The sequence below is a fragment of the Seohaeicola sp. 4SK31 genome, from assembly GCF_028802875.1.
Classification (GTDB): domain Bacteria; phylum Pseudomonadota; class Alphaproteobacteria; order Rhodobacterales; family Rhodobacteraceae; genus Seohaeicola.
This window is the reverse complement of record NZ_JARAMP010000009.1, coordinates 43,882-62,889: the sequence shown is the minus strand read 5'-3', so window position 1 is coordinate 62,889 and position 19,008 is coordinate 43,882. Positions and strand designations below refer to the sequence as shown.

Sequence of the window (19,008 nt, the reverse complement as noted above, 5' to 3'; positions counted from 1 at the left end):
CCCCGCGTCCAAGCACAATTGGCCAGAGCGTCAGTAATCGGGCAAGACTCACGCATTGGGTATTGCAAAAAGATGCGGCGCGATCAGTCAATCGCGCCGCAGGTATGTTATGACATTCAGAGTCGATCAACCGTGCGCGAAAACTGATCCAGCGGACGCACTGGCCATCGTCATCGGTAATTCTTCCGCAGCTTGGCTACGAATTTCCGCGATGCGTTTTTGTGCTTTTTCTGCTTTCTGCGCGTCGGCATATTCAGTTATGACGCAAAAGCTTTTGTCGCCCGTGCGAACCATCTGAACGCGGTCTGCCCCGACAGACATGACCATGGGCACAAACTTATCCCGTGCAAGCGCCTCATGGGCATCGGTCCATTCCGTCACATCCCAGAGTGATATTGTAGAATAAGACATAGCATATTCCTTTTTCTGCAATCCAAAGCGGATTTGCATTCGGACATTTGCACATGTTTTGCCCGCCGTCACGCTGTGGCGCAGCATCATCCCTATAGCACCTTCAGAAATGGATAGCGTCGCATCAGGCCCAGACCTGCCATAGACCGGGGGTTCTACCGCTGCGCTGCGACTTCAACGAAGCTGCCATTCATGCATCTTGCAGCATTTCTGGAGGGTGAAGGTCGGTAGAGCGGACTTTGCTGCCGTTCACCGTGAATACCCTTCAGCGCTCCAGCGCACCCTTGCCAGCGATGATTTTGTCGCGGAACTGCGCGATCCGCGCTACGCGCGTCTCAGACTTCTTTGCGCCATTCAGATTGATGACATAACTTCGCTGACGACCGCGCGTTAGCGCGTGAAAGGCATCGGCCAGCTCGGCATCTGCGTCAAGTGCTTCCGCCAACTCGTCTGGCAGGACTGGCGCGCTGTTATCTTTCGGGGCCGTTATGCCCTTTTCAGCATAGCATTTGGCTTCATCCAGATAGGCGGAAATCGTGCCTTCCATGTTCGATACCTGACTGGTCGAAGTGAACCGGATCATGTCAGGATGCCGCGTGTTTGGCCCCTGTTTCTCCAACACACGGTCAGGGTCTTTCATCAAACCCGCTTCAAAGAAGCTTAAGCGAAAGTCCCCACGAAGCGCGCCGATGATCGCAATATTGCGACCCGCGTGCATGTAGCAGGGGTGCCCCCATTTGACAGTTTCCTTCAGATCAGCTGCGAGACAAATCTCACGCAGCCTCGCGAGGCCGCTCTCCCAGAGTTTGGTGGAGCAATCTTTCGTATCAAAGCGGTCGCAGCGCCCGCACCCTCTGGTGAAGTAATCTTGGATATCGGAAATCATCATGCGACCAAGGATACCACGCCCCAACGTACTCACATAGATGTTGCTTTGGGCTCACTGCCACTACGCAACGGTGCCGCGAATTACTCCATTTCAGGGCCGCGCGAATGTCGGACCCAGACGTCACGGCATGGATGGTTCGCGCTTGCAGAGAAGGTCCGCTATCCGCCGATGCTGTTGAAAAAGTCTTTGTTGCAGCGCGGCAAGTCCTTTGATTCACTTGATTATGAGGGGATTGGAGGATTTCGTCATGATGGGCACCCAAACGGCACCGGCACAGTTGTTCTATGACTTCGATCTGGAGCGTCATGTTCCTTCCGGTCATATGCTTCGCGAGATCGACCGTTTCCTCGACGTGGATGGGATGCGGGAGGCCGTGCGCCCCTTCTACAGTCACCTCGGGCGTCCCTCGATTGATCCAGAGCTGATCATCCGGATGCTGGTCATTGGTTACGTCATGGGCATCCGGTCGGAACGTCGCCTCTGCGACGAGGTCCATCTGAACCTCGCTTATCGGTGGTTCTGTCGGCTGGGCCTGGAGGGCAAGGTCCCGGATCACTCGACGTTCTCGCGGTATCGCCATGGCAAGTTTCGCGACAGCAATCTGCTGCGACAGATCTTCGAGGCCACGGTCGAGCGGTGCCTGAGGGAGGGCCTGGTGTCCGGCGAGGGTTTTGCCGTGGATGCCAGCCTGATCTCCGCTGACGCCAACAAGGCCCGGTCAATCGCAGCTGAGGACTGGAGCCCGGAGGTCGCGCGTGAGGCCGGGACCCGGGCGGCGCGGGAATACCTGGAGACACTCGACGATGCCGCCTTCGGGGCCGCGTCGCCGGTCCAGCCGAAGTTCGTGGCGAAGTCCGATCCGGCTGCGCAATGGACCCGCGCCGAGGAAAGCCGCCCGTATTTTGCCTATGCCACCAACTACCTGATCGACACCAAGAGTTCGGTGATCATGGATGTCGAAGCCACGAGAGCGATCCGTCAGGCTGAGGTCGGAGCCTCGCGGATCATGCTGGACAGGACGGAGAAGCGGTTCGGCATTCGACCGGATTGGCTGGCGGCCGACACGGCATATGGCAACGCTGAGAACCTTGGATGGCTGGTCGAAAAGCGCAGCATCATCCCCTTCATCCCTGTCATCGATAAATCAGAGCGGACCGATGGCACCTGGTCCAGATCCGACTTCGAATGGGACGAGGCGAATGATCAATACATCTGCCCCGAGGGACACGCTCTCAAGCAATATCGCCGGAACTACTCCGATCCGAACAGGGGTCAGGACACCGGCGGGCGGAAGAAATATCGTGCCTTGAAGGCGACATGTCAGGCCTGTCCATCCAAGGAAATCTGCTGCCCGAAAGCGGAGGCCCGATACGTCACCCGTGAACCCCATGAGGAAGCACGCGAGTTCGCCCGCGAATGCCGCAAGACCAAGGCCTACAAGGTATCCCGAGACAAGCGGAAGAAGGTGGAGATGCTCTTCGCCCACTTGAAGCGCATCCTCGGCCTGAACCGGCTACGCCTGCGCGGTCCCAATGGTGCCAAAGACGAATTCCTCCTCGCCGCCATCGCCCAGAACCTCCGAAAACTCGCGAAGCTGCGGCCTCAGTGCGCCAACTCGGAGGCCACGGCATGATCTGAGCGGCCAGATAGACGCCTCAAGGCGGCGCGACGGGCGATTGCCCGAACCAAACGGCGACACCCGAGCATGAGGGCAGCCCTCAACGCGTTCTAATGCCGACTTTTTCAACAAAATCCGCCCTTCGCGTTCCGCACGCAACACAGCGCCAAACCCTTAATATATGGTAAACGCGTCCGCGTAACCCATTGATATCATTCATGCCAAAAAATGTCCCACGATGGGACAGGCCCCGAAAACAAAAACGCCCCCGGCAGACCGGAGGCGTTTCTTGTCTCTCATGCGGCACGATCACTCGGCCGCGAATTCACCGGCGTTGATCTGTTCCTGTTCGATCGATTCGAACAGCGCCTTGAAGTTGCCCTCGCCGAAGCCGTCATCGCCCTTGCGCTGGATGAACTCGAAGAAGATCGGCCCGATCACGGTCTTCGAGAAGATCTGGAGCAGGATCTTGGTCTCGCCCCCATCCACCACACCTTCCCCGTCGATCAGGATGCCATGCTTGGCCATCCGGTCGATCGGCTCCTCATGCCCCTGCACGCGGGTCTTGCTCAGCTCGTAATAGGCCGCAGGCGGTGCGGGCATGAAGCGGATGCCTCGGTCATGGATCTCATCCGTCGCGTCATAGAGCCTGTCGGTCCCAACGGCGATATGCTGGATACCTTCGCCATTGTATTTCTTGAGGTATGACACGATCTGCCCGGTTTCGCCGCGATCCTCATTGATCGGGATGCGGATCCGTTCGCAAGGCGAGGTCAACGCGCGGCTGAACAGGCCGGTATACTTGCCCTCGATATCGAAGAAGCGGATCTCGCGGAAATTGAAGATCTTCGCATAGAAGGCGAACCACTTGTCCATATTCCCCTTGTAGACATTGTGGGTCAGGTGATCGAGGTAGAAGAACCCCACACCTTCCGGCTTGGACTGGGTCAGCCAGTCGAATTCGCGGTTATATGGGCTGGTTTCATAATACTCGTCGATGAAATAGATCAGCGATCCGCCGATCCCGACAATCGCGGGCACATCCAGCGTCTTGTCGTCACCGGTATATTCCTCGGCCCCCTGCGCCACCGCATGGGCCAGTGCCTTGCCCGCATCCACGACCCGCCAGCCCATTGACGGCGCACAGGGCCCGTGCTCCTCGACAAAACGCGTCGCCATCGAACCCGGTTCGGCGTTCACGATATAGGTGATATCGCCCTGCTGCCAAAGCTCGATATCCTTGGTCTTGTGCCGTCCGGTCAGCGTATAGCCCATCTTGGAGAACAGATCGCGCAGCGCCTCGGGCTCGGGATGGGCGAACTCCACGAATTCGAACCCGTCCGTGCCGGCGGGGTTCTGGGGGGTGATACGGGCCTTGGGGGCGTCATGCGGAAAGGGTCCCATTGCGCTGTCTCCTGTTGGTTGTCCTGTTGCGTTGCGCCAAGAATACCGCCATCATCGCCGGAAATCTGCGCATTCTCGGGATGGTTTCCGGCCATATATGCGGAAATCTCACAGAAAAGACGCACCCCATGCGGAGATCGCGCATATGCTGGATGACACCGACAAACGCCTGCTGGCAGCGCTGCAAAAGAACGCCCATCTGACCGCGCAGGACCTGAGCGAGGTGCTGAACCTGTCGCCCAGCCAGGCCGGGCGCCGTCGGCAGCGGCTGGAGGCCGAGGGGTTCATCACCGCCTATGCCGCGCGGCTGGATCCGATGAAGCTGGGCCTGCATGTGCAGGCCTTCGTGCAGGTCCAGCTGGCCACCCACGGCCCCGAACAGTCGCGCAGCTTTGCAAGGCTCGTCGACACGCAACCGGCGATCATTTCGGCATGGACCCTGACAGGCGATGCGGATTACCTGCTCAGGGTCTATTGTGACGACCTGCCCGCGCTGAACCGGCTGATCCATGAGGTGCTGCTGCCGCATCCCGCCGTGGCCCGCGTGCAAAGCCAGATCGTCATGGACCAGTTCAAGCAGGACGCCCCCCTGCCCACCTGAGTGCAACCGCCCGAACAACCGCGAGGACGACCCATGGAAACCTTCCTCTATCAAGCCTCGATCTATCTGGCCGCAGCCGTGATCGCCGTGCCCATCGCCGCACGTTTGGGGCTGGGGTCGGTGCTGGGCTATCTGGCGGCAGGGATCGTCATCGGCCCGGTGCTGGGGCTGGTAGGGTCTGAAACGCAGGACCTGCAACATTTCGCGGAATTCGGCGTGGTGATGATGCTGTTCCTGATCGGACTGGAACTGGAACCCCGCGCACTTTGGGACATGCGCCACAAATTGCTGGGACTGGGCGGCGCGCAGATCGTGCTGACCATGGCGGCGGTGATGGCCGCAGGCATGGCCTTCGGTCTGGCATGGAGCACGGCGCTGGCGGTTGGCCTCGTCCTCGCGCTGTCCTCCACCGCCATCGTCCTGCAAACCCTGTCGGAAAAGGGGCTGATGCAGACCGGCGGCGGAAGGTCCGCCTTTTCGGTGCTGCTGACGCAGGATATCGCGGTGATCCCGATGCTGGCGCTGATGCCGCTTCTGGCCTTTCCCATGCTGGCGCAGGTCGGCCCGAATGGCGAGGTGCTGCGACCCTCGCAGATCGAGGATCACGGCCACAGCATGTCGCTGGTCGAGGGTTTGCCGGGCTGGGGCGTCACGCTGGTGACGCTGGGGGCCGTGGCGATCGTGATTCTGGCGGGCATTTACCTGATCCGGCCCCTGTTCCGGTTCATCCATCACACGCATCTGCGCGAGATGTATACCGCGCTCGCCCTGCTGATCGTGCTGGGGATCGGCTTTCTGATGATGCTGGTGGGCCTCTCACCCGCCCTTGGCACCTTCCTTGCGGGTGTGGTGCTGGCCAATAGCGAGTTCCGGCACGAGCTGGAAAGCGATATCGAACCCTTCAAGGGGCTTCTGTTGGGCCTGTTCTTCATCACCGTGGGCGCGGGCATCAATTTCGGGATGCTTTTTGCGGACCCTCTCCTGCTGATCGGCATGACGCTGGGGCTGATGGTGCTGAAGGGCATGATCCTTTACGGGCTGGGCCTTGCCTTCAAGCTCAAGGGGCGCGACCAGTGGCTGTTCACCCTGTCTCTGGCACAGGCGGGGGAATTCGGCTTCGTGTTGCTGTCCTTCTCGGTCCAGCAGAATGTCTTGCCGCGCGGATTGGCGGACCAACTGCTGCTTGTGGTCGCCTTGTCGATGCTGATCACACCGCTTCTGTTCATCCTGTTCGATCAGTTGTCACGCCGCCTGATCGAAACGGGCGAGGCAACACCCCATGACGAGGTGACCGAGCAAGGCACCGTGATCATTGCCGGAATCGGCCGCTTCGGGCAGATCGTCAACCGGCTGGTGCAGTCCAGCGGGTTCAAGACAGTGGTGCTGGATCACGACATGCCCACGATCCAGCTGATGCGCCAGTTCGGCTTCAAGGGCTTTTTCGGCGATCCCACGAGGCCCGAATTGTTACATGCCGCAGGGCTGCACAAGGCGCGCGTGCTGGTCGTGGCACTGGACGATCCCGCCGCGACCAACCGGCTGGTGACCTATGCCCGGCAAGAGCGCCCGGACCTGCACATCATCGCCCGCGCCCGCGACCGGGTGCATGTGTTCCAACTGGTCAAGGCCGGTGCGAATGACGTGGTGCGCGAGATGTTCGACAGCTCGCTGCGCGCGGGCCGCTATGTTCTGGAGAATATGGGACTGAGCGAATACGAGGCGTCGCAGGCCGAAACCGTGTTCTACCACCACGACCGCGACGCGTTGCGCGAACTGGCTGATCTGTGGAACCCCGATGTGCCGACCGAACAGAATACGGCCTATGTGACCCGTGCGCGTGAGTTGAACAAGGAGCTTGAGGTCATGCTGCTGGCCCGGCTGGACGAGAATCGCCCGGCCGAGGCGGGCTGACCCCGCCTCAGGCCCCGGACACCCCCGCCTCGGCGAAGGTGGCCATGCCGGAATGGCAGGCGACGGCCCCTTGCAGGATGCCGATGGCCAGCGCCGCGCCCGAGCCTTCGCCCAGCCGCAGGTTCAGCGACAGGATCGGTGCCTTGCCCAGATAGGCCAGAAGCGGCGCATGACCTGATTCCGCGCTGACATGGGCGGCAAGGCAATGATCCAGCGCGCCGGGTTGCGCGGCCTCAAGGCAGGCGGCGGCGGCGGTGCAGATGAAGCCGTCCAGAAGGACGGGGATCCGCAGATGCCGTGCCCGCAGGATCGCGCCCGCCATCGCGGCCAGTTCCCGCCCGCCAAGGCATCGCAGCGCCTCGATCCCGTCGCGGCGGCAATGCGGGTGCCGCGCCACACCTTCGGCCACGACCTGCGCCTTGAGCGTCAGCCCCGCATCATCGACGCCCGTGCCCCGCCCGACCCAATCGGCAGGCTGCCCGCCACAGATCGCATGGGCCAGTGCCGCCGCCGAGGTTGTGTTGCCGATCCCCATCTCGCCCGTCACCAGCAGATCGGCCTGCGGATCGACCGCATGCCAGCCGGTCGATACGGCGTCCAGAAAGGCATCCTCGGTCATCGCCGCGTCTGCCGTGAAATCGGCGGTGGGTCTGTCCAGCATCAGCGCATGCACGTCCATCCGCGCGCCGAAGGTCTTGGCCAACTGGTTGATCGCGGCGCCGCCGGCCTGAAAGTTCAGGACCATCTGTTCGGTGACCGCCGCCGGAAAGGCCGAGACGCCGCGCGCCGTGACGCCGTGATTGCCCGCGAAGATGATCACCTGCGGGGCGTTGACATGGGGCCGGTCCGTGCCCTGCCAGCCCGCCATCCAGATCGCCAGATCCTCCAGCCGGCCCAGGGCGCCCGGCGGCTTGGTCAACTGGCCGTTGCGGGCCTGCGCTGCGGCCACCGCCCCGGCCTCAGGCGCGGGCAGGTCACGCAGGGCGGCGCGGAGCGTATCGAGGGTGGGGAATTGTCTGGCCATATGCTCGCTCATTGATCGGGGGTCCGATCCCGTGTTTAACCGAAGGACCGGTATGGGCAAGGCGGCAAGAGGCATTTCGATGACACAGGACGACAGGGCTTGGATGCGGGGCGGCGACCTGTCGGCAGGTTTCGCCTTGCTGACCCGCCTGCCGCTGCGGGCCTCGGACGCGGCTCTGGCGCGGGGGGCGGCGGCGGCGTGGTCCTGGCCGGTGGTGGGGGCCGTGCTGGGTTTGCTTGCGGGGCTGGCGGGGGTGATCCTGCTGGGGCTGGGCCTGCCCGCGCTGCTGGCGGCGGGGCTGTGTCTGGGCCTGCTGACCATGATGACCGGGGCCATGCACGAGGACGGGCTGGCCGACACGGCAGACGGGTTCTGGGGCGGCTGGACGGTCGCGCGGCGGCTGGAGATCATGAAGGACAGCCATATCGGCAGCTATGGCGTGATCGCGCTGATCCTGTCGCTGGGGCTGCGGTGGATGGCCCTGACCCTGCTGTTCGAAGCGGGGCTGGCGCTGCCTGCCCTGATCGCGGTGGGAGCGCTGTCGCGGGCGGTGATGCCGGGGCTGCTGCATGCCCTGCCCTTTGCGCGCGAGGGCGGGCTGTCGCGGTCGGTGGGGCGGGTCAGTTTTGACACGGCGGTGCTGGGGGCGGCGCTGGGGGCCATTCTGGCCCTGATGGCGCTGGGTCTGGCGGCGCTGCTGCTGATCATGACCGTCGCCCTGTCGGGCTGGGGCGTGGCGGCGCTGGCGCGGGGCAAGATCGGGGGGCAGACCGGGGATGTGCTGGGGGCGGCGCAGCAGGTGGCCGAGGTTGCTGCCCTATTGGTGCTGGTGACGCTGGTCGGGGCCTGATGTCCCATCGTGGGACAGGAAAGATTATCCTGCAAGATCAACACGGTGTTGCGCCGGACCGGGCTGCGGCGCGCGCTGCTGGCGGGGCGAGGCAACAGGTGCGGCCTGCGGCCTGAACAGCGCGACAGGGGCACAAATATGAACGGCCATAAAAAAAACCGCGCCCGGAGGGACGCGGTTTTCATACGATCAGGGTCGGGCAATCACGCGGCGCGCGATACCAGAACCTCGTCAACCTGCTTGGCAGCCGACACTTCGTCGCCACCGCTGACGGCGGCCACTTCGCGTGTCAGACGCTCGAGCGCGGCCTCATAAAGCTGACGCTCGGAATAGCTCTGCTCGCGCTGATCGTCGTTACGGTGCAGGTCGCGCACCACTTCGGCAATCGCGATCAGGTCGCCCGAATTGATCTTCTGTTCATATTCCTGCGCGCGGCGCGACCACATGGCCCGCTTGACCTTGGCTTTGCCTTTCAGCGTGGACATTGCCTTGGAGACAACATCCGGGCTGGAGAGCGAGCGCATCCCGATCTCGGTGGCCTTGTTGGTCGGCACCCGCAGGGTCATCTTGTCCTTCTCGAACGAGATCACGAACAGTTCAAGCGCGATCCCCGCGATTTCCTGCTCTTCGATCGAGATGATCTGACCCACACCATGGGCCGGATAGACCACATAATCATTGGGACGAAACTCGGACTTCTTGGTCTTGCTCATGCAATCTTTCCTCGCATTGACGCCAAGGCCCTGCGCGACAAAAAGACGGGCGAGATTATCACTAATCTCGTTGACCGGGTCATGTCTCGCAGAATTTCCGTCCGCAGGCACTGGCTTGGCGGGACGGGGGCCATGGGGTCTACATCATGTGTGTGCAGACCATATCACAAAAATTACACATACGGAAGCAATACGCATGCGACACGTCATATTGCCCGATCAAGCCCTTGATATGGCAGGGGGTTCAGCCTTTGAGTGTGACTGTCGATACCACCTGCCCTGCGAACAGGCCTGTCACATGCCCCGAATCGGGCGGATCAGCCGCCCTCGCCCGGCGCTTCGGAGAAGTATTTCTCAAGCTTCCCGGTCTCGCCATCGCGCGCCTCGGCCTCGGGGAGCGGGTCTTTCTTGGAGATGATCACGGGCCATTTTTCCGAGTAGGTCCGGTTGAAGGCCACCCATTTTTCCATGTCCGGTTCCGTGTCGGGCCGGATCGCATCGGCCGGGCATTCCGGTTCGCAGACGCCGCAATCGATGCACTCGTCCGGGTGGATCACCAGCATGTTCTCGCCTTCGTAGAAGCAATCCACGGGACAGACTTCGACGCAGTCGGTGTATTTGCAGGCGATGCAATTATCGATGACGACATAAGTCATTTCATTCTCTCAACTCAGCGGCCCGTTTCGGAACCTTTCGGGCCTAGCTAGAACAGCCGTCGCCGTCATTCAAGCATGCGACGACGATCAAGGTCAAATATCCGGCGATCCTTCTTGGTCGGACGACCGCCGTCCTGCGGTTGCGGGGCGGATGGAACATCCTCCTGCGCGGGGGGCGGCGGGGTCAGATCCTCGTAGAGCGTCTGCGCCTCGGGGGCGGGGCCACGGCGGATGCCGTGGGCGACGACTCGCACCACGCGGACGGCATCACCCTGCGCGAAGGTCAGAACATCGCCGGGGATCACGCCCTGTGCGGGTTTGGCGGCCTTGACGCTGTTGATACGGACATGTCCCGCGCTGACGACATTGGCCGCGAGCGTGCGCGTCTTGAAGAAACGCGCATGCCAGAGCCATTTGTCGATCCGCATCCGTGCCGCAGGCGCGTCCAAGGGGCGTCCGCGTCAGGTCTTGTCGCGCAGGCCCATGAGGGCGGCGGCGAAGGGGTTGTCCGGGTCGATCCGGTCCTTGGCGCGGGGCGGGCGGGCCTCATAGGTCTTGGCCCCCTGCTGGGGCTTGTCACCCTCGCGGTTGCGGTCGCGGCCCTTGTTGCGGTCGCCGCCTTGGGACTTGTTGCGGTCACCACCACGATCACCACCCTGAGGCTTGCCCTTGCCGCGCGGCTTGCCGCTGCGCTCGCCACGTTCGGCACGCGCCTCGCCCTCGGCTTGCGGCTGGGCGGCTTGCGCGCCCTGCCCTTGCGGTGCTGCACCGCGGCCACGGTTGGGGCGGCCTTGATGCGACGGCGGTTTGCGGCCCCATGTGAAGGTGAAGAACACCTCCATTTCGGCCGGAGTCTCTGCTGCGACCTCTGCGGTGGCCTCGGTCGGCGCTGTCGCGCTCTCTTCGGTCGGGGCGTCAGGTGCGGCCTCGGCGGGCGCGGGGGCGGCTTCCTCGGGACGTTCGGCTGCTTCGGTCGGTGCCTCGGCGGGCGTTTCAGCCTTGGGAGCCTCGGCGGGCTTGAGCTTGGCGCGCTCGCCGCGCTCGGCCTTGTAACCCAGACCCTGCATCAGATCGGCGAACTGCTCCAGCGTCATGCCGGTGATCGAGAGCATGTCGGCCTTGGCCTCGAACCCGGTCCGGCTGTCCTCGGCGCGCAGCATGTCGGCCAGACGTTCCAGCATGTCGATGCGAATCGCCCGCTCGCCCGCGGCGCGGTAGCCCGACATGATGTGGAATTCGGGATGCGCGTCCTTGATCGTGGGCACGGTGACCAGACCCGGCGGCGGGGCTTCGGGGAATTCGTCCAGACCGCGCGCCAGAGACCAGAGCACAAGGCGCAGGCGGGTGGGCGCGGGTTTCAGCAGAAGCGGCATGAAAACGGTGAACTGACCGAAGCGGATGCCATGCTTGCGCAGGGCACCGCGCGCCTCCTGATCCAGCGCCTTGACCTCTTCGATGACGCTGGCGCGGGGCAGGATGCCCATGTTCTCGACCATGCGGAAGGCGAAGCCGCGGGCAAGGCCGTTCAACGCCTCGTCGCGGCTGAGGGCCAGCAGGGGTTCGAACAGGGCCGCGATCTTGCGGTCGATGAAATGTTGCAGGCGCCGCTGGACCTTTTGCGCCACATCGGGGCCAGCCTCGTCATCGACGAAGGCGGCAACCTGCGGCTTCAGGGGATCGGCCCCGGCCACGAGTTTGCCCACCGCCTGATCGCCCCACATGAGGCCACCTTGTTCGGTGAAATCGATCTCGGTATCGGGGGCGTTGTAGAAACGGTCCGCCCTGAGATTGAAATGCGGCACAAGCGCAGAAATGCTGGCCTGACGGATCGTCTTGGCCTCTTGCGCGGTGGCGTCGCGGTCCTGACGGAACCGGAACCCTTCGAGGCGGCCGACGAATTCACCTTCGACGGTCACTTCACCCTTGTCGTTCACTTCGGCCAAAAGGGCCTCCTTCTGCTTGAGCCGCCGCAACAGCACGGAGGTGCGGCGGTCCACAAATCTCTGGGTCAGCCGCGCGTGGAGCGCATCCGACAATCTGTCTTCTACAGCGCGCGTGGCCTCGCGCCAATGGCTTTCGTCACGCACCCATCCGCTGCGCTGCGCGACATAGGTCCATGTGCGGATAAAGGCCAGACGTTTCGAGAGTGTGTCAATCTCGCCCTCGGTGCGGTCGATGCGTTTGATCTGCGTCGCCAGCCAGTCATCGGGGACGCGGCCGGACTGGTGCAGGAAGTTGAAGATCGCTTCCAGAAGCGTGGCGTGTTCGGCCCCGCTGATGCCACGGAAATCGGGGATGCGGCAGACGTCCCAGAGCAGGCGGACGGAAGCCGCGTCCGAGGCGCGGGCGCGCACCTCGGCGACTTGGGACAGGGATTTGAGGGCCAGAAGGTCGTCGGCCTCGCGGGCGCGGACAAGCAGATCATCCTTGGGCGTGTCTTCCAGCGAGGCGATGAGGGCATCGAGCTGGCCGAATTGCAGGGCGTGGTTGCGCCATTGCAGTTTGCGGATGGGGGTGAAGCGATGCTCCATGATCGCTTCGGCCACCTCATCGTCCAGAGGCTCGGCCTCGCCTGTCACGCCGAAGGTGCCATCCGACATGCCGCGCCCGGCGCGGCCTGCGATCTGGGCCAGTTCGTTGGGCGCAAGCTGGCGCATCCGCCGCCCGTCGAATTTGGTCAGCGCCGAGAAGGCGACGTGGTTGATGTCGAGGTTCAGCCCCATGCCGATGGCATCGGTGGCGACCAGATAATCCACATCGCCGTTCTGATAGAGTTCGACCTGCGCGTTGCGGGTGCGGGGAGAGAGCGCGCCCATGACCACGGCCGCGCCGCCTTTCTGGCGGCGGATCAGTTCGGCAATCGCATAGACATTATCAACCGAGAACCCGACAATCGCGCTGCGGGCGGGCATCCGGCTGATTTTCTTCGAGCCCGCATAGGTCAGCTTGGACATCCTGTCGCGGCGCATGAACTGCGCTTGCGGCACAAGGGCCGCGATGGTGCCGCGCATCGTGTCGGAGCCGAGAAACAGGGTTTCATGCAGGCCCCGCGCACGCAACAGCCGGTCGGTGAAGACATGGCCGCGTTCAGGATCGGCGCAAAGCTGGATCTCGTCCACGGCCAGAAAATCGACGCCCATGCCTTCGGGCATCGCTTCAACGGTGCAGACCCAATATTGGGTGCGCGGCGGCACGATGCGTTCTTCGCCCGTGACCAGCGCCACGACCGAGGGGCCGCGTGCGCGGACGATCTTGTCATAGACCTCGCGCGCCAGCAGGCGCAGCGGCAGGCCGATGATCCCGGTCCGGTGCCCCAGCATCCGTTCGATGGCGTAATGCGTCTTGCCGGTATTCGTCGGCCCGAGGACCGCCGTGATCCGTGAAGGCTGCCCCATGGGCCTGTTCCCCGATCAGAGTTTGAGACCCTCGACCTGGGCCTTGAGCCGCGTCACCGCCTCGGCGGCCGGGTCGTAATGGGGATGGATGGAAAGCACAAGCCGGTAGGCCTGATAGGCTTGCTGCTGGCGGCCCAGTTCTTCCAGCACCACGGCAAGCCCATGCGCCGCCTCGTAATGGCGCGGATCGAGGGTCAGGGCCTGTTCAAGATCGGCCAGCGCCGGGCCGATCTGTTCGGTGCGGAAATAGGCGCGCGCCCGCATGTGGAAGCCTTCGGCGACATCTGGCGCATGATCGGTAAGCGCGGTCAGATGTTCAACCGCCACGGCATAGTCCCCCCGCTCCAGCGCCTCGCGCCCGCGCTTGAGCAGCAGGTCCATCGCGGGCGAGCCGGTCTTGCGCCATTCAAGGCGAATCTCCCGCTCCAACCCCTTGGCCTCGGCCGGGCTGGCCGTGGCCAGACTGTCATACAACCGCTCCAGCCCGGAGGGTGCAGGCTCTGCCACTTGCCCAACCAGAGGTAGGGAATACATGACTATCGCGAACATTGCCGCGACGATAGGTTTGAGATTGAAACGGATCGCGCTCATAACACAGGAGTGTAACGCGCGGATCGGGAATTGTTAGCCCCTCGCGCATGAAAAAAAGGACCATGCGAATGAGCGAAGTAATCGACGCGGCCGTGGCCGCACTGAACGAGAAGATGGGCGGTTCCGGCTTTGACGGTTCGGCCAAATTCGTCATCGAAGGCGAAGGCGCGGTCATGGTGGATTCCACTGGCGCACGCGCAGGCGACGAGGATGCGGACGTGACCCTGACCGCCAGCGCCGAAACCTTCGAGGCGATGATGTCGGGCGACATGAACCCGACCTCGGCCTTCATGAGCGGCAAATTGTCGGTGGATGGCGATATGGGCATGGCCATGCAGCTTGGTTCCGTTCTGAGCTAAGCTATGGAATCTGCGCCGCTTTTTCATGATGTTGCAGATGGTCCCGTGGGTGGGCAAGCCTTTTGGCTGCGCACCTCCGACGGGCCGCGCATCCGCGTGGGGCACTGGCCCTGTGCGGCGGGTGAAGAGGCGCGCGGCACGGTGCTGCTGTTTCCGGGGCGCACCGAATATGTCGAGAAATATGGCCGCGCCGCCGCCGATCTGGCTGGGCGCGGCTATGATACGCTGACGATCGACTGGCGCGGTCAGGGCTTGGCCGATCGCCTGCTGTCCGACCGGCGCACCGGCCATATCGGCCGCTTCACGGATTATCAAAAAGACGTGGCTGCGATGATGGAGGCGGCGCGGGCGCTGAACCTGCCGCGTCCCTTCTATCTGCTGGCCCATTCGATGGGCGGCTGCATCGGCCTGCGCGCGCTGATGGAGGGGCTGCCGGTTGCGGCCTGCGCCTTTACCGGGCCGATGTGGGGGATCCAGATGGCCGCGGCCACCCGCCCCGCCGCCTGGGCGCTGTCATGGAGCGCGCCACGCCTTGGGTTCGGGCATCATCTGGCCCCCGGCACCAAGCCCGAAACCTATGTCATGGCCGAGCCGTTCGACGACAACACGCTGACCCGCGACCGGGACATGTATACCTATATGCAAAGGCAGATGACCGCGCATCCCGATCTGGCGCTGGGAGGCCCCAGTCTGCGCTGGCTGAACGAGGCGCTGGTCGAGATGGCGGGCCTTGCGCGGCGTCCTGCGCCCTCGCATCCCTGCCTGACCTATATGGGCACCCATGAGCGGATTGTCTGCCCCGAGCGGATCGAGACGCGGATGGCCAGTTGGCCGGGCGGTGAGCTGCGTCTGGTGCAGGGCGGCGAGCATGAGGTCATGATGGACACACCCGCCACCCGCGCGATGGTGTTCAACGGGGTTGCGGCGCATTTCGCGGCGCATCCCGCCTGCGTCGGGGATCTGCAAAGCGCCTGACCCCTGCGGGATCAGGCGGGCTGTCAGGGGAGGTCAGGCGTCCTGCCGGACATCCTGACGCTGCTGGCCAAGCCCGGCGATGCCAAGCTCCATCACATCGCCAGCGCGCAGGAAACGCTGGGGTTTCATGCCCATGCCCACGCCCGGCGGTGTGCCTGTGGCGATGACGTCGCCGGGATGCAGGGTCATCATCTCGCTCAGATGCGCGATGATCTGGGCGACGGTGAAGATCATGGTGGCGGTATTGCCGGTCTGCACGCGCTTGCCGTTGAGATCCAGCGTCAGGTCGAGGGTCTGGGGGTCGCCCGCCTCGTCCGGCGTCACCAGCCAGGGGCCGATGGGGCCGAAGGTGTCGGCGCTTTTGCCCTTGGTCCATTGGCCCACACGCTCCATTTGAAAGGCACGCTCGGACACGTCATTGACGATGCAGTAGCCTGCGACATGGTTCAGGGCCTCGGCCTCGGTCACGTATTTGGCGCGTTTGCCGATGATGACGCCCAGTTCTACCTCCCAATCGCCTTTTTGCGATCCGCGCGGCAGATAGACCGGATCGTTCGGCCCGCAGATCGAGGATGTGGCCTTCATGAAGACGATGGGCATGGCGGGGGGTTCCATCCCGGCCTCGGCGGCGTGGTCGGCATAGTTCAGGCCGATGCCGATGAACTTGCCCACCTGCCCCACGGGTGCTCCGAGGCGGGGATTGCCGGGCACGAGGGGCAGGGATTCGGGATCGACGCGGGGCAGATCGGCGATGACGGGGCCGGTCAGATCGGGGATCACGCCCGACAAATCGCGGATGCGGCCTTGGGCATCCAGCACACCGGGCTTCTCGGCCCCCATCTCTCCGTATCTGACGAAACGCATCTTCATGTCCTCCCTTGGGTTTGGCGGGAACCTTAGCCAGCACGGCGCGATGTGCAAGCCGGGTTTGGGCTGGTCTGGGCGGGGGCTGCGCCCTACCCTTGGGGTGACGCAAAGGGGTGAGTGATGGCGCAAGCGGTGCTGACAATGACGGATCGCGGGCTTTACTGCGCGGCGGGGGATTTCTTCATTGATCCCTGGCGGCCTGTCGATCGGGCGCTGATCACCCATGGGCATGCGGATCATGCAAGGCCTGGGCATCGGCACTATCTTTGCACGGATGGCTGCATGCCGGTGATGCGGCACCGTCTGGGGGATATTGTGTGTGAGACGGTTCGCTATGGCGAGATGCGGCGGATTGGCGATGCGGAGGTGAGTTTTCATCCCGCAGGCCATGTGCCGGGATCGGCGCAGATCCGGGTCGCGGTGGGCGGCGAGATCTGGGTCGTGTCGGGCGATTACAAGGTCGAGGATGACGGGCTGTCCGAGGCGTTTGAGCCCCTGCGGTGCCACACGTTCATTTCGGAATGCACCTTTGGATTACCGGTTTTTCATTGGCAAAGACAGGCGGTTGTGGCGGATCAGATCAACCGCTGGTGGGCGAGGAATATGGCCGAGGGGCGGGTCAGTTTGCTTGCGGCCTATTCCTTGGGCAAGGCGCAGAGGTTGCTGCATCTGCTTGATCCCGCGATCGGCCCGATCCTGACCCATGCGGCGGTGGAGAACACGAATGCGGTGCTGCGGGCGCAGGGCGTGCCGCTGCCCGACACGATCAGGATCACGCCGGACCTTGACCGCAAGGCGCATCCCGGCGCGTTGATCGTGGCCCCGCCTGCGGTTCTGGGCAGCCCTTGGGCGCGGCGCTTTGGGGCGCTGTCCACCGGCTATGCCAGCGGTTGGATGCAGATGCGCGGCGTGCGGCGCAGGCGGGCGGCGGACCGGGGGTTCGTCATCTCGGACCATGCGGATTGGGATGGGCTGCTGGGTGCGATCAAGGCGACGGGGGCGGAAAAGCTGTATCTGACTCATGGTTACACGGATATCTTCACGCGATATCTGCGGGATCAGGGCCATGACGCGCATGTTCTGGCCACGGAATATGGTGGCGAGGATGGGGCGGAGGCCGAGGAGACAGGGGACGCGGCATGAAACGTTTCGCGGCGCTGTTCACGGTGATCGACCAAACGACACGGACCAGCGAAAAGGTGGCGGCGCTGGCGGACTATTTCAGCAGCGCGCCTGACCCCGACAAGCTTTGGACCATCGCGATCTTTTCGGGCCGTCGCCCGAAACGGGCGGTCACCACCACGCGGCTGCGCGATTGGGCGGCCGAAGCGGCGGGAATACCGCTCTGGCTGTTCGAGGAGTCCTATGCCGTGGTGGGCGATCTGGCCGAGACGATTGCCCTTGTCCTGCCGCCCGCGCAGAGCGCATCGGATGATGATTTGTCTCATTGGATCAACCTCTTGCGGGGATTGATTGACTCAGACGATGAGGCCCGCCGCGTCGCGGTTCTTGCGGCATGGGACCGGCTGGACACGACTGAGAGGCTGGTCTTCAACAAGCTTTTGACGGGTGGCTTTCGCATGGGGGTCAGCCAGAAGCTGATGACCCGTGCCCTGGCGCAGGCCACGGGGCGGGACGAGGCGGAACTGGCGCATCGCCTCATGGGGGAGTGGTCGCCTGATACCACCAGTTTCACCGCCCTGATCGAGGCGGAGAATGCGGCGGCGGATCTGTCGCGCCCCTATCCGTTTTGTCTGGCGTATGGGGTCGAGGATCTGGCAGCCCTTGGCCCTGCCGCCGACTGGCTGGCGGAATGGAAATGGGACGGGATCCGCGCACAGGTGATCGTGCGGGGCGGTGCGCTTCATGTCTGGTCGCGCGGGGAGGAGTTGATGACCGACCGTTTCCCCGAACTTGCGCGACTGGCCGCCGATCTGCCGGATGGGACCGTGCTGGACGGGGAATTGGTGGCTTGGGATGGTGCGGCCCCCCTGCCCTTTGCCGCCTTGCAAAAACGCATTACGCGCAAGGTGGTGCCGAAAAAGCTGCTGGCCGAGGCGCCGGTGATCCTGCTGGCCTATGACCTGCTGGAAGCGGGGGGTGCGGACCTGCGGGCCACGCCGCTATCCGAGCGGCGGGCGCTGCTGGACCGGATTTTGGCCGCTGTGCCGCAGGATGCACCCGTGCAGGCCTCGCCCCTTATCTTGGCGCTCGACTGGGAGGACTTGGGTGCCGCACGAGGGAAAGCGCGGCAGATGAAGGCCGAAGGGCTGATGATCAAGCGTCTTTCCAGCCCCTATCACGTGGGGCGCAAGCGCGGGGATTGGTGGAAATGGAAGCTGGACCCGCTGACCATCGATGCGGTGATGATCTATGCCCAAGCCGGCCACGGGCGGCGCGCGAACCTGTTCACCGATTTCACCTTTGCCGTCTGGCAGGGCAACGAACTGGTGCCCTTCACCAAGGCCTATTCCGGGCTGACCGATGCGGAATTCGGCCAGATCACGCAATGGGTGCGGCGCAATACCCTGCAACGCTTCGGCCCGGTGCGGCAGGTGACGCCGCATCATGTGTTCGAGATCGCCTTTGAAGGGATACAGGAGAGTCCGCGCCACAAATCGGGTATTGCGCTGCGCTTTCCGCGCATGCTGCGCTGGCGGCAGGACAAGACGGTGGATCAGGCCGATACCTTGGATCACCTCAAGGCCCTTCTGGCGCAATATGGCTGATCGCGCTTGAGGCAC

General features: G+C 63.6%; 18 protein-coding genes. 8 read left to right on the top strand and 10 right to left on the bottom strand.

The genetic code is table 11. The features are described from left to right. Positions 1–126: 126 nt before the first annotated feature. Positions 127–501, bottom strand: a complete 375-nt coding sequence (locus tag PVW27_RS09385) for a hypothetical protein (RefSeq protein WP_274557130.1) — start codon at positions 499–501, stop codon at positions 127–129. Positions 502–676: 175 nt separating this feature from the next. After that, a complete protein-coding gene (locus tag PVW27_RS09380) occupies positions 677–1,300 on the bottom strand; it encodes a YdeI/OmpD-associated family protein (protein WP_274557128.1) in 624 nt (207 codons plus the stop codon). Positions 1,301–1,547: 247 nt separating this feature from the next. Between PVW27_RS09380 and PVW27_RS09375 the strand changes: the two genes are divergently transcribed. After that, positions 1,548–2,933 (top strand): IS1182 family transposase, encoded by a 1,386-nt coding sequence (locus PVW27_RS09375; RefSeq protein WP_274557126.1) that lies wholly within the window; start codon positions 1,548–1,550, stop codon positions 2,931–2,933. A gap of 294 nt (positions 2,934–3,227) precedes the next feature. On the opposite strand, the gene hppD is transcribed toward PVW27_RS09375, so the two are convergent. Beyond that, on the bottom strand, positions 3,228–4,322 hold the full coding sequence (gene hppD, locus PVW27_RS09370) for a 4-hydroxyphenylpyruvate dioxygenase (RefSeq protein ID WP_274557125.1): 1,095 nt from the start codon (positions 4,320–4,322) through the stop codon (positions 3,228–3,230). Positions 4,323–4,467: 145 nt separating this feature from the next. On the opposite strand from hppD, the gene PVW27_RS09365 reads away from it, so the two are divergent. Further along, entirely contained in the window at positions 4,468–4,923 is a 456-nt protein-coding gene (locus PVW27_RS09365; RefSeq protein ID WP_274557123.1) for an Lrp/AsnC family transcriptional regulator, read from the top strand. Positions 4,924–4,956: 33 nt separating this feature from the next. Then, positions 4,957–6,834, top strand: coding sequence for a monovalent cation:proton antiporter-2 (CPA2) family protein (locus tag PVW27_RS09360; protein ID WP_274557121.1), 1,878 nt, complete (start codon positions 4,957–4,959; stop codon positions 6,832–6,834). A gap of 7 nt (positions 6,835–6,841) precedes the next feature. Here the strand turns inward: PVW27_RS09360 and cobT are convergent, their stop codons facing one another. After that, complete coding sequence (gene cobT / locus PVW27_RS09355; RefSeq protein ID WP_274557119.1) at positions 6,842–7,858, bottom strand: nicotinate-nucleotide--dimethylbenzimidazole phosphoribosyltransferase; 1,017 nt, start codon at positions 7,856–7,858, stop codon at positions 6,842–6,844. Positions 7,859–7,937: 79 nt separating this feature from the next. On the opposite strand from cobT, the gene cobS reads away from it, so the two are divergent. Further along, entirely contained in the window at positions 7,938–8,708 is a 771-nt protein-coding gene (cobS, locus tag PVW27_RS09350; protein WP_274557117.1) for an adenosylcobinamide-GDP ribazoletransferase, read from the top strand. Between the two features lie 203 nt (positions 8,709–8,911). On the opposite strand, the gene PVW27_RS09345 is transcribed toward cobS, so the two are convergent. The 5 genes from PVW27_RS09345 to PVW27_RS09325 all read right to left on the bottom strand — a co-directional run bounded on the left by PVW27_RS09345 (position 8,912) and on the right by PVW27_RS09325 (position 14,006). Then, positions 8,912–9,421, bottom strand: a complete 510-nt coding sequence (locus PVW27_RS09345; RefSeq protein WP_274557115.1) for a CarD family transcriptional regulator — start codon at positions 9,419–9,421, stop codon at positions 8,912–8,914. Between the two features lie 317 nt (positions 9,422–9,738). Then, positions 9,739–10,077, bottom strand: a complete 339-nt coding sequence (fdxA, locus tag PVW27_RS09340) for a ferredoxin FdxA (protein ID WP_274557113.1) — start codon at positions 10,075–10,077, stop codon at positions 9,739–9,741. 65 nt (positions 10,078–10,142) lie between these two features. Continuing rightward, a complete protein-coding gene (locus PVW27_RS09335) occupies positions 10,143–10,526 on the bottom strand; it encodes an RNA-binding S4 domain-containing protein (protein WP_274557111.1) in 384 nt (127 codons plus the stop codon). Between the two features lie 12 nt (positions 10,527–10,538). Then, entirely contained in the window at positions 10,539–13,472 is a 2,934-nt protein-coding gene (locus tag PVW27_RS09330; protein ID WP_274557109.1) for a helicase-related protein, read from the bottom strand. A 15-nt stretch (positions 13,473–13,487) separates the two neighbouring features. Next, the gene (locus PVW27_RS09325) at positions 13,488–14,006 is read right to left on the bottom strand and encodes a tetratricopeptide repeat protein (RefSeq protein ID WP_274557107.1); all 519 of its coding nucleotides are present in this window, start codon (positions 14,004–14,006) and stop codon (positions 13,488–13,490) included. 125 nt (positions 14,007–14,131) lie between these two features. On the opposite strand from PVW27_RS09325, the gene PVW27_RS09320 reads away from it, so the two are divergent. Both PVW27_RS09320 and PVW27_RS09315 read left to right on the top strand, forming a co-directional pair. Further along, the gene (locus PVW27_RS09320; RefSeq protein ID WP_274557106.1) at positions 14,132–14,422 is read left to right on the top strand and encodes an SCP2 sterol-binding domain-containing protein; all 291 of its coding nucleotides are present in this window, start codon (positions 14,132–14,134) and stop codon (positions 14,420–14,422) included. Positions 14,423–14,425: 3 nt separating this feature from the next. Continuing rightward, on the top strand, positions 14,426–15,397 hold the full coding sequence (locus tag PVW27_RS09315) for an alpha/beta fold hydrolase (RefSeq protein ID WP_274557104.1): 972 nt from the start codon (positions 14,426–14,428) through the stop codon (positions 15,395–15,397). Positions 15,398–15,430: 33 nt separating this feature from the next. Here the strand turns inward: PVW27_RS09315 and PVW27_RS09310 are convergent, their stop codons facing one another. Continuing rightward, positions 15,431–16,261 carry a fumarylacetoacetate hydrolase family protein gene (locus tag PVW27_RS09310; RefSeq protein ID WP_274557102.1) on the bottom strand — a complete coding sequence of 277 codons (831 nt, stop codon included), beginning with the start codon at positions 16,259–16,261 and terminating at the stop codon, positions 15,431–15,433. A gap of 123 nt (positions 16,262–16,384) precedes the next feature. On the opposite strand from PVW27_RS09310, the gene PVW27_RS09305 reads away from it, so the two are divergent. Together PVW27_RS09305 and PVW27_RS09300 are read left to right on the top strand one after the other, a co-directional pair. Beyond that, a complete protein-coding gene (locus PVW27_RS09305) occupies positions 16,385–17,407 on the top strand; it encodes a ligase-associated DNA damage response exonuclease (protein ID WP_274557100.1) in 1,023 nt (340 codons plus the stop codon). Continuing rightward, a complete protein-coding gene (locus tag PVW27_RS09300) occupies positions 17,404–18,993 on the top strand; it encodes an ATP-dependent DNA ligase (RefSeq protein ID WP_274557098.1) in 1,590 nt (529 codons plus the stop codon). The genes PVW27_RS09305 and PVW27_RS09300 overlap by 4 nt, the downstream gene beginning before the upstream one ends. The last annotated feature ends 15 nt before the right edge of the window (positions 18,994–19,008 follow it).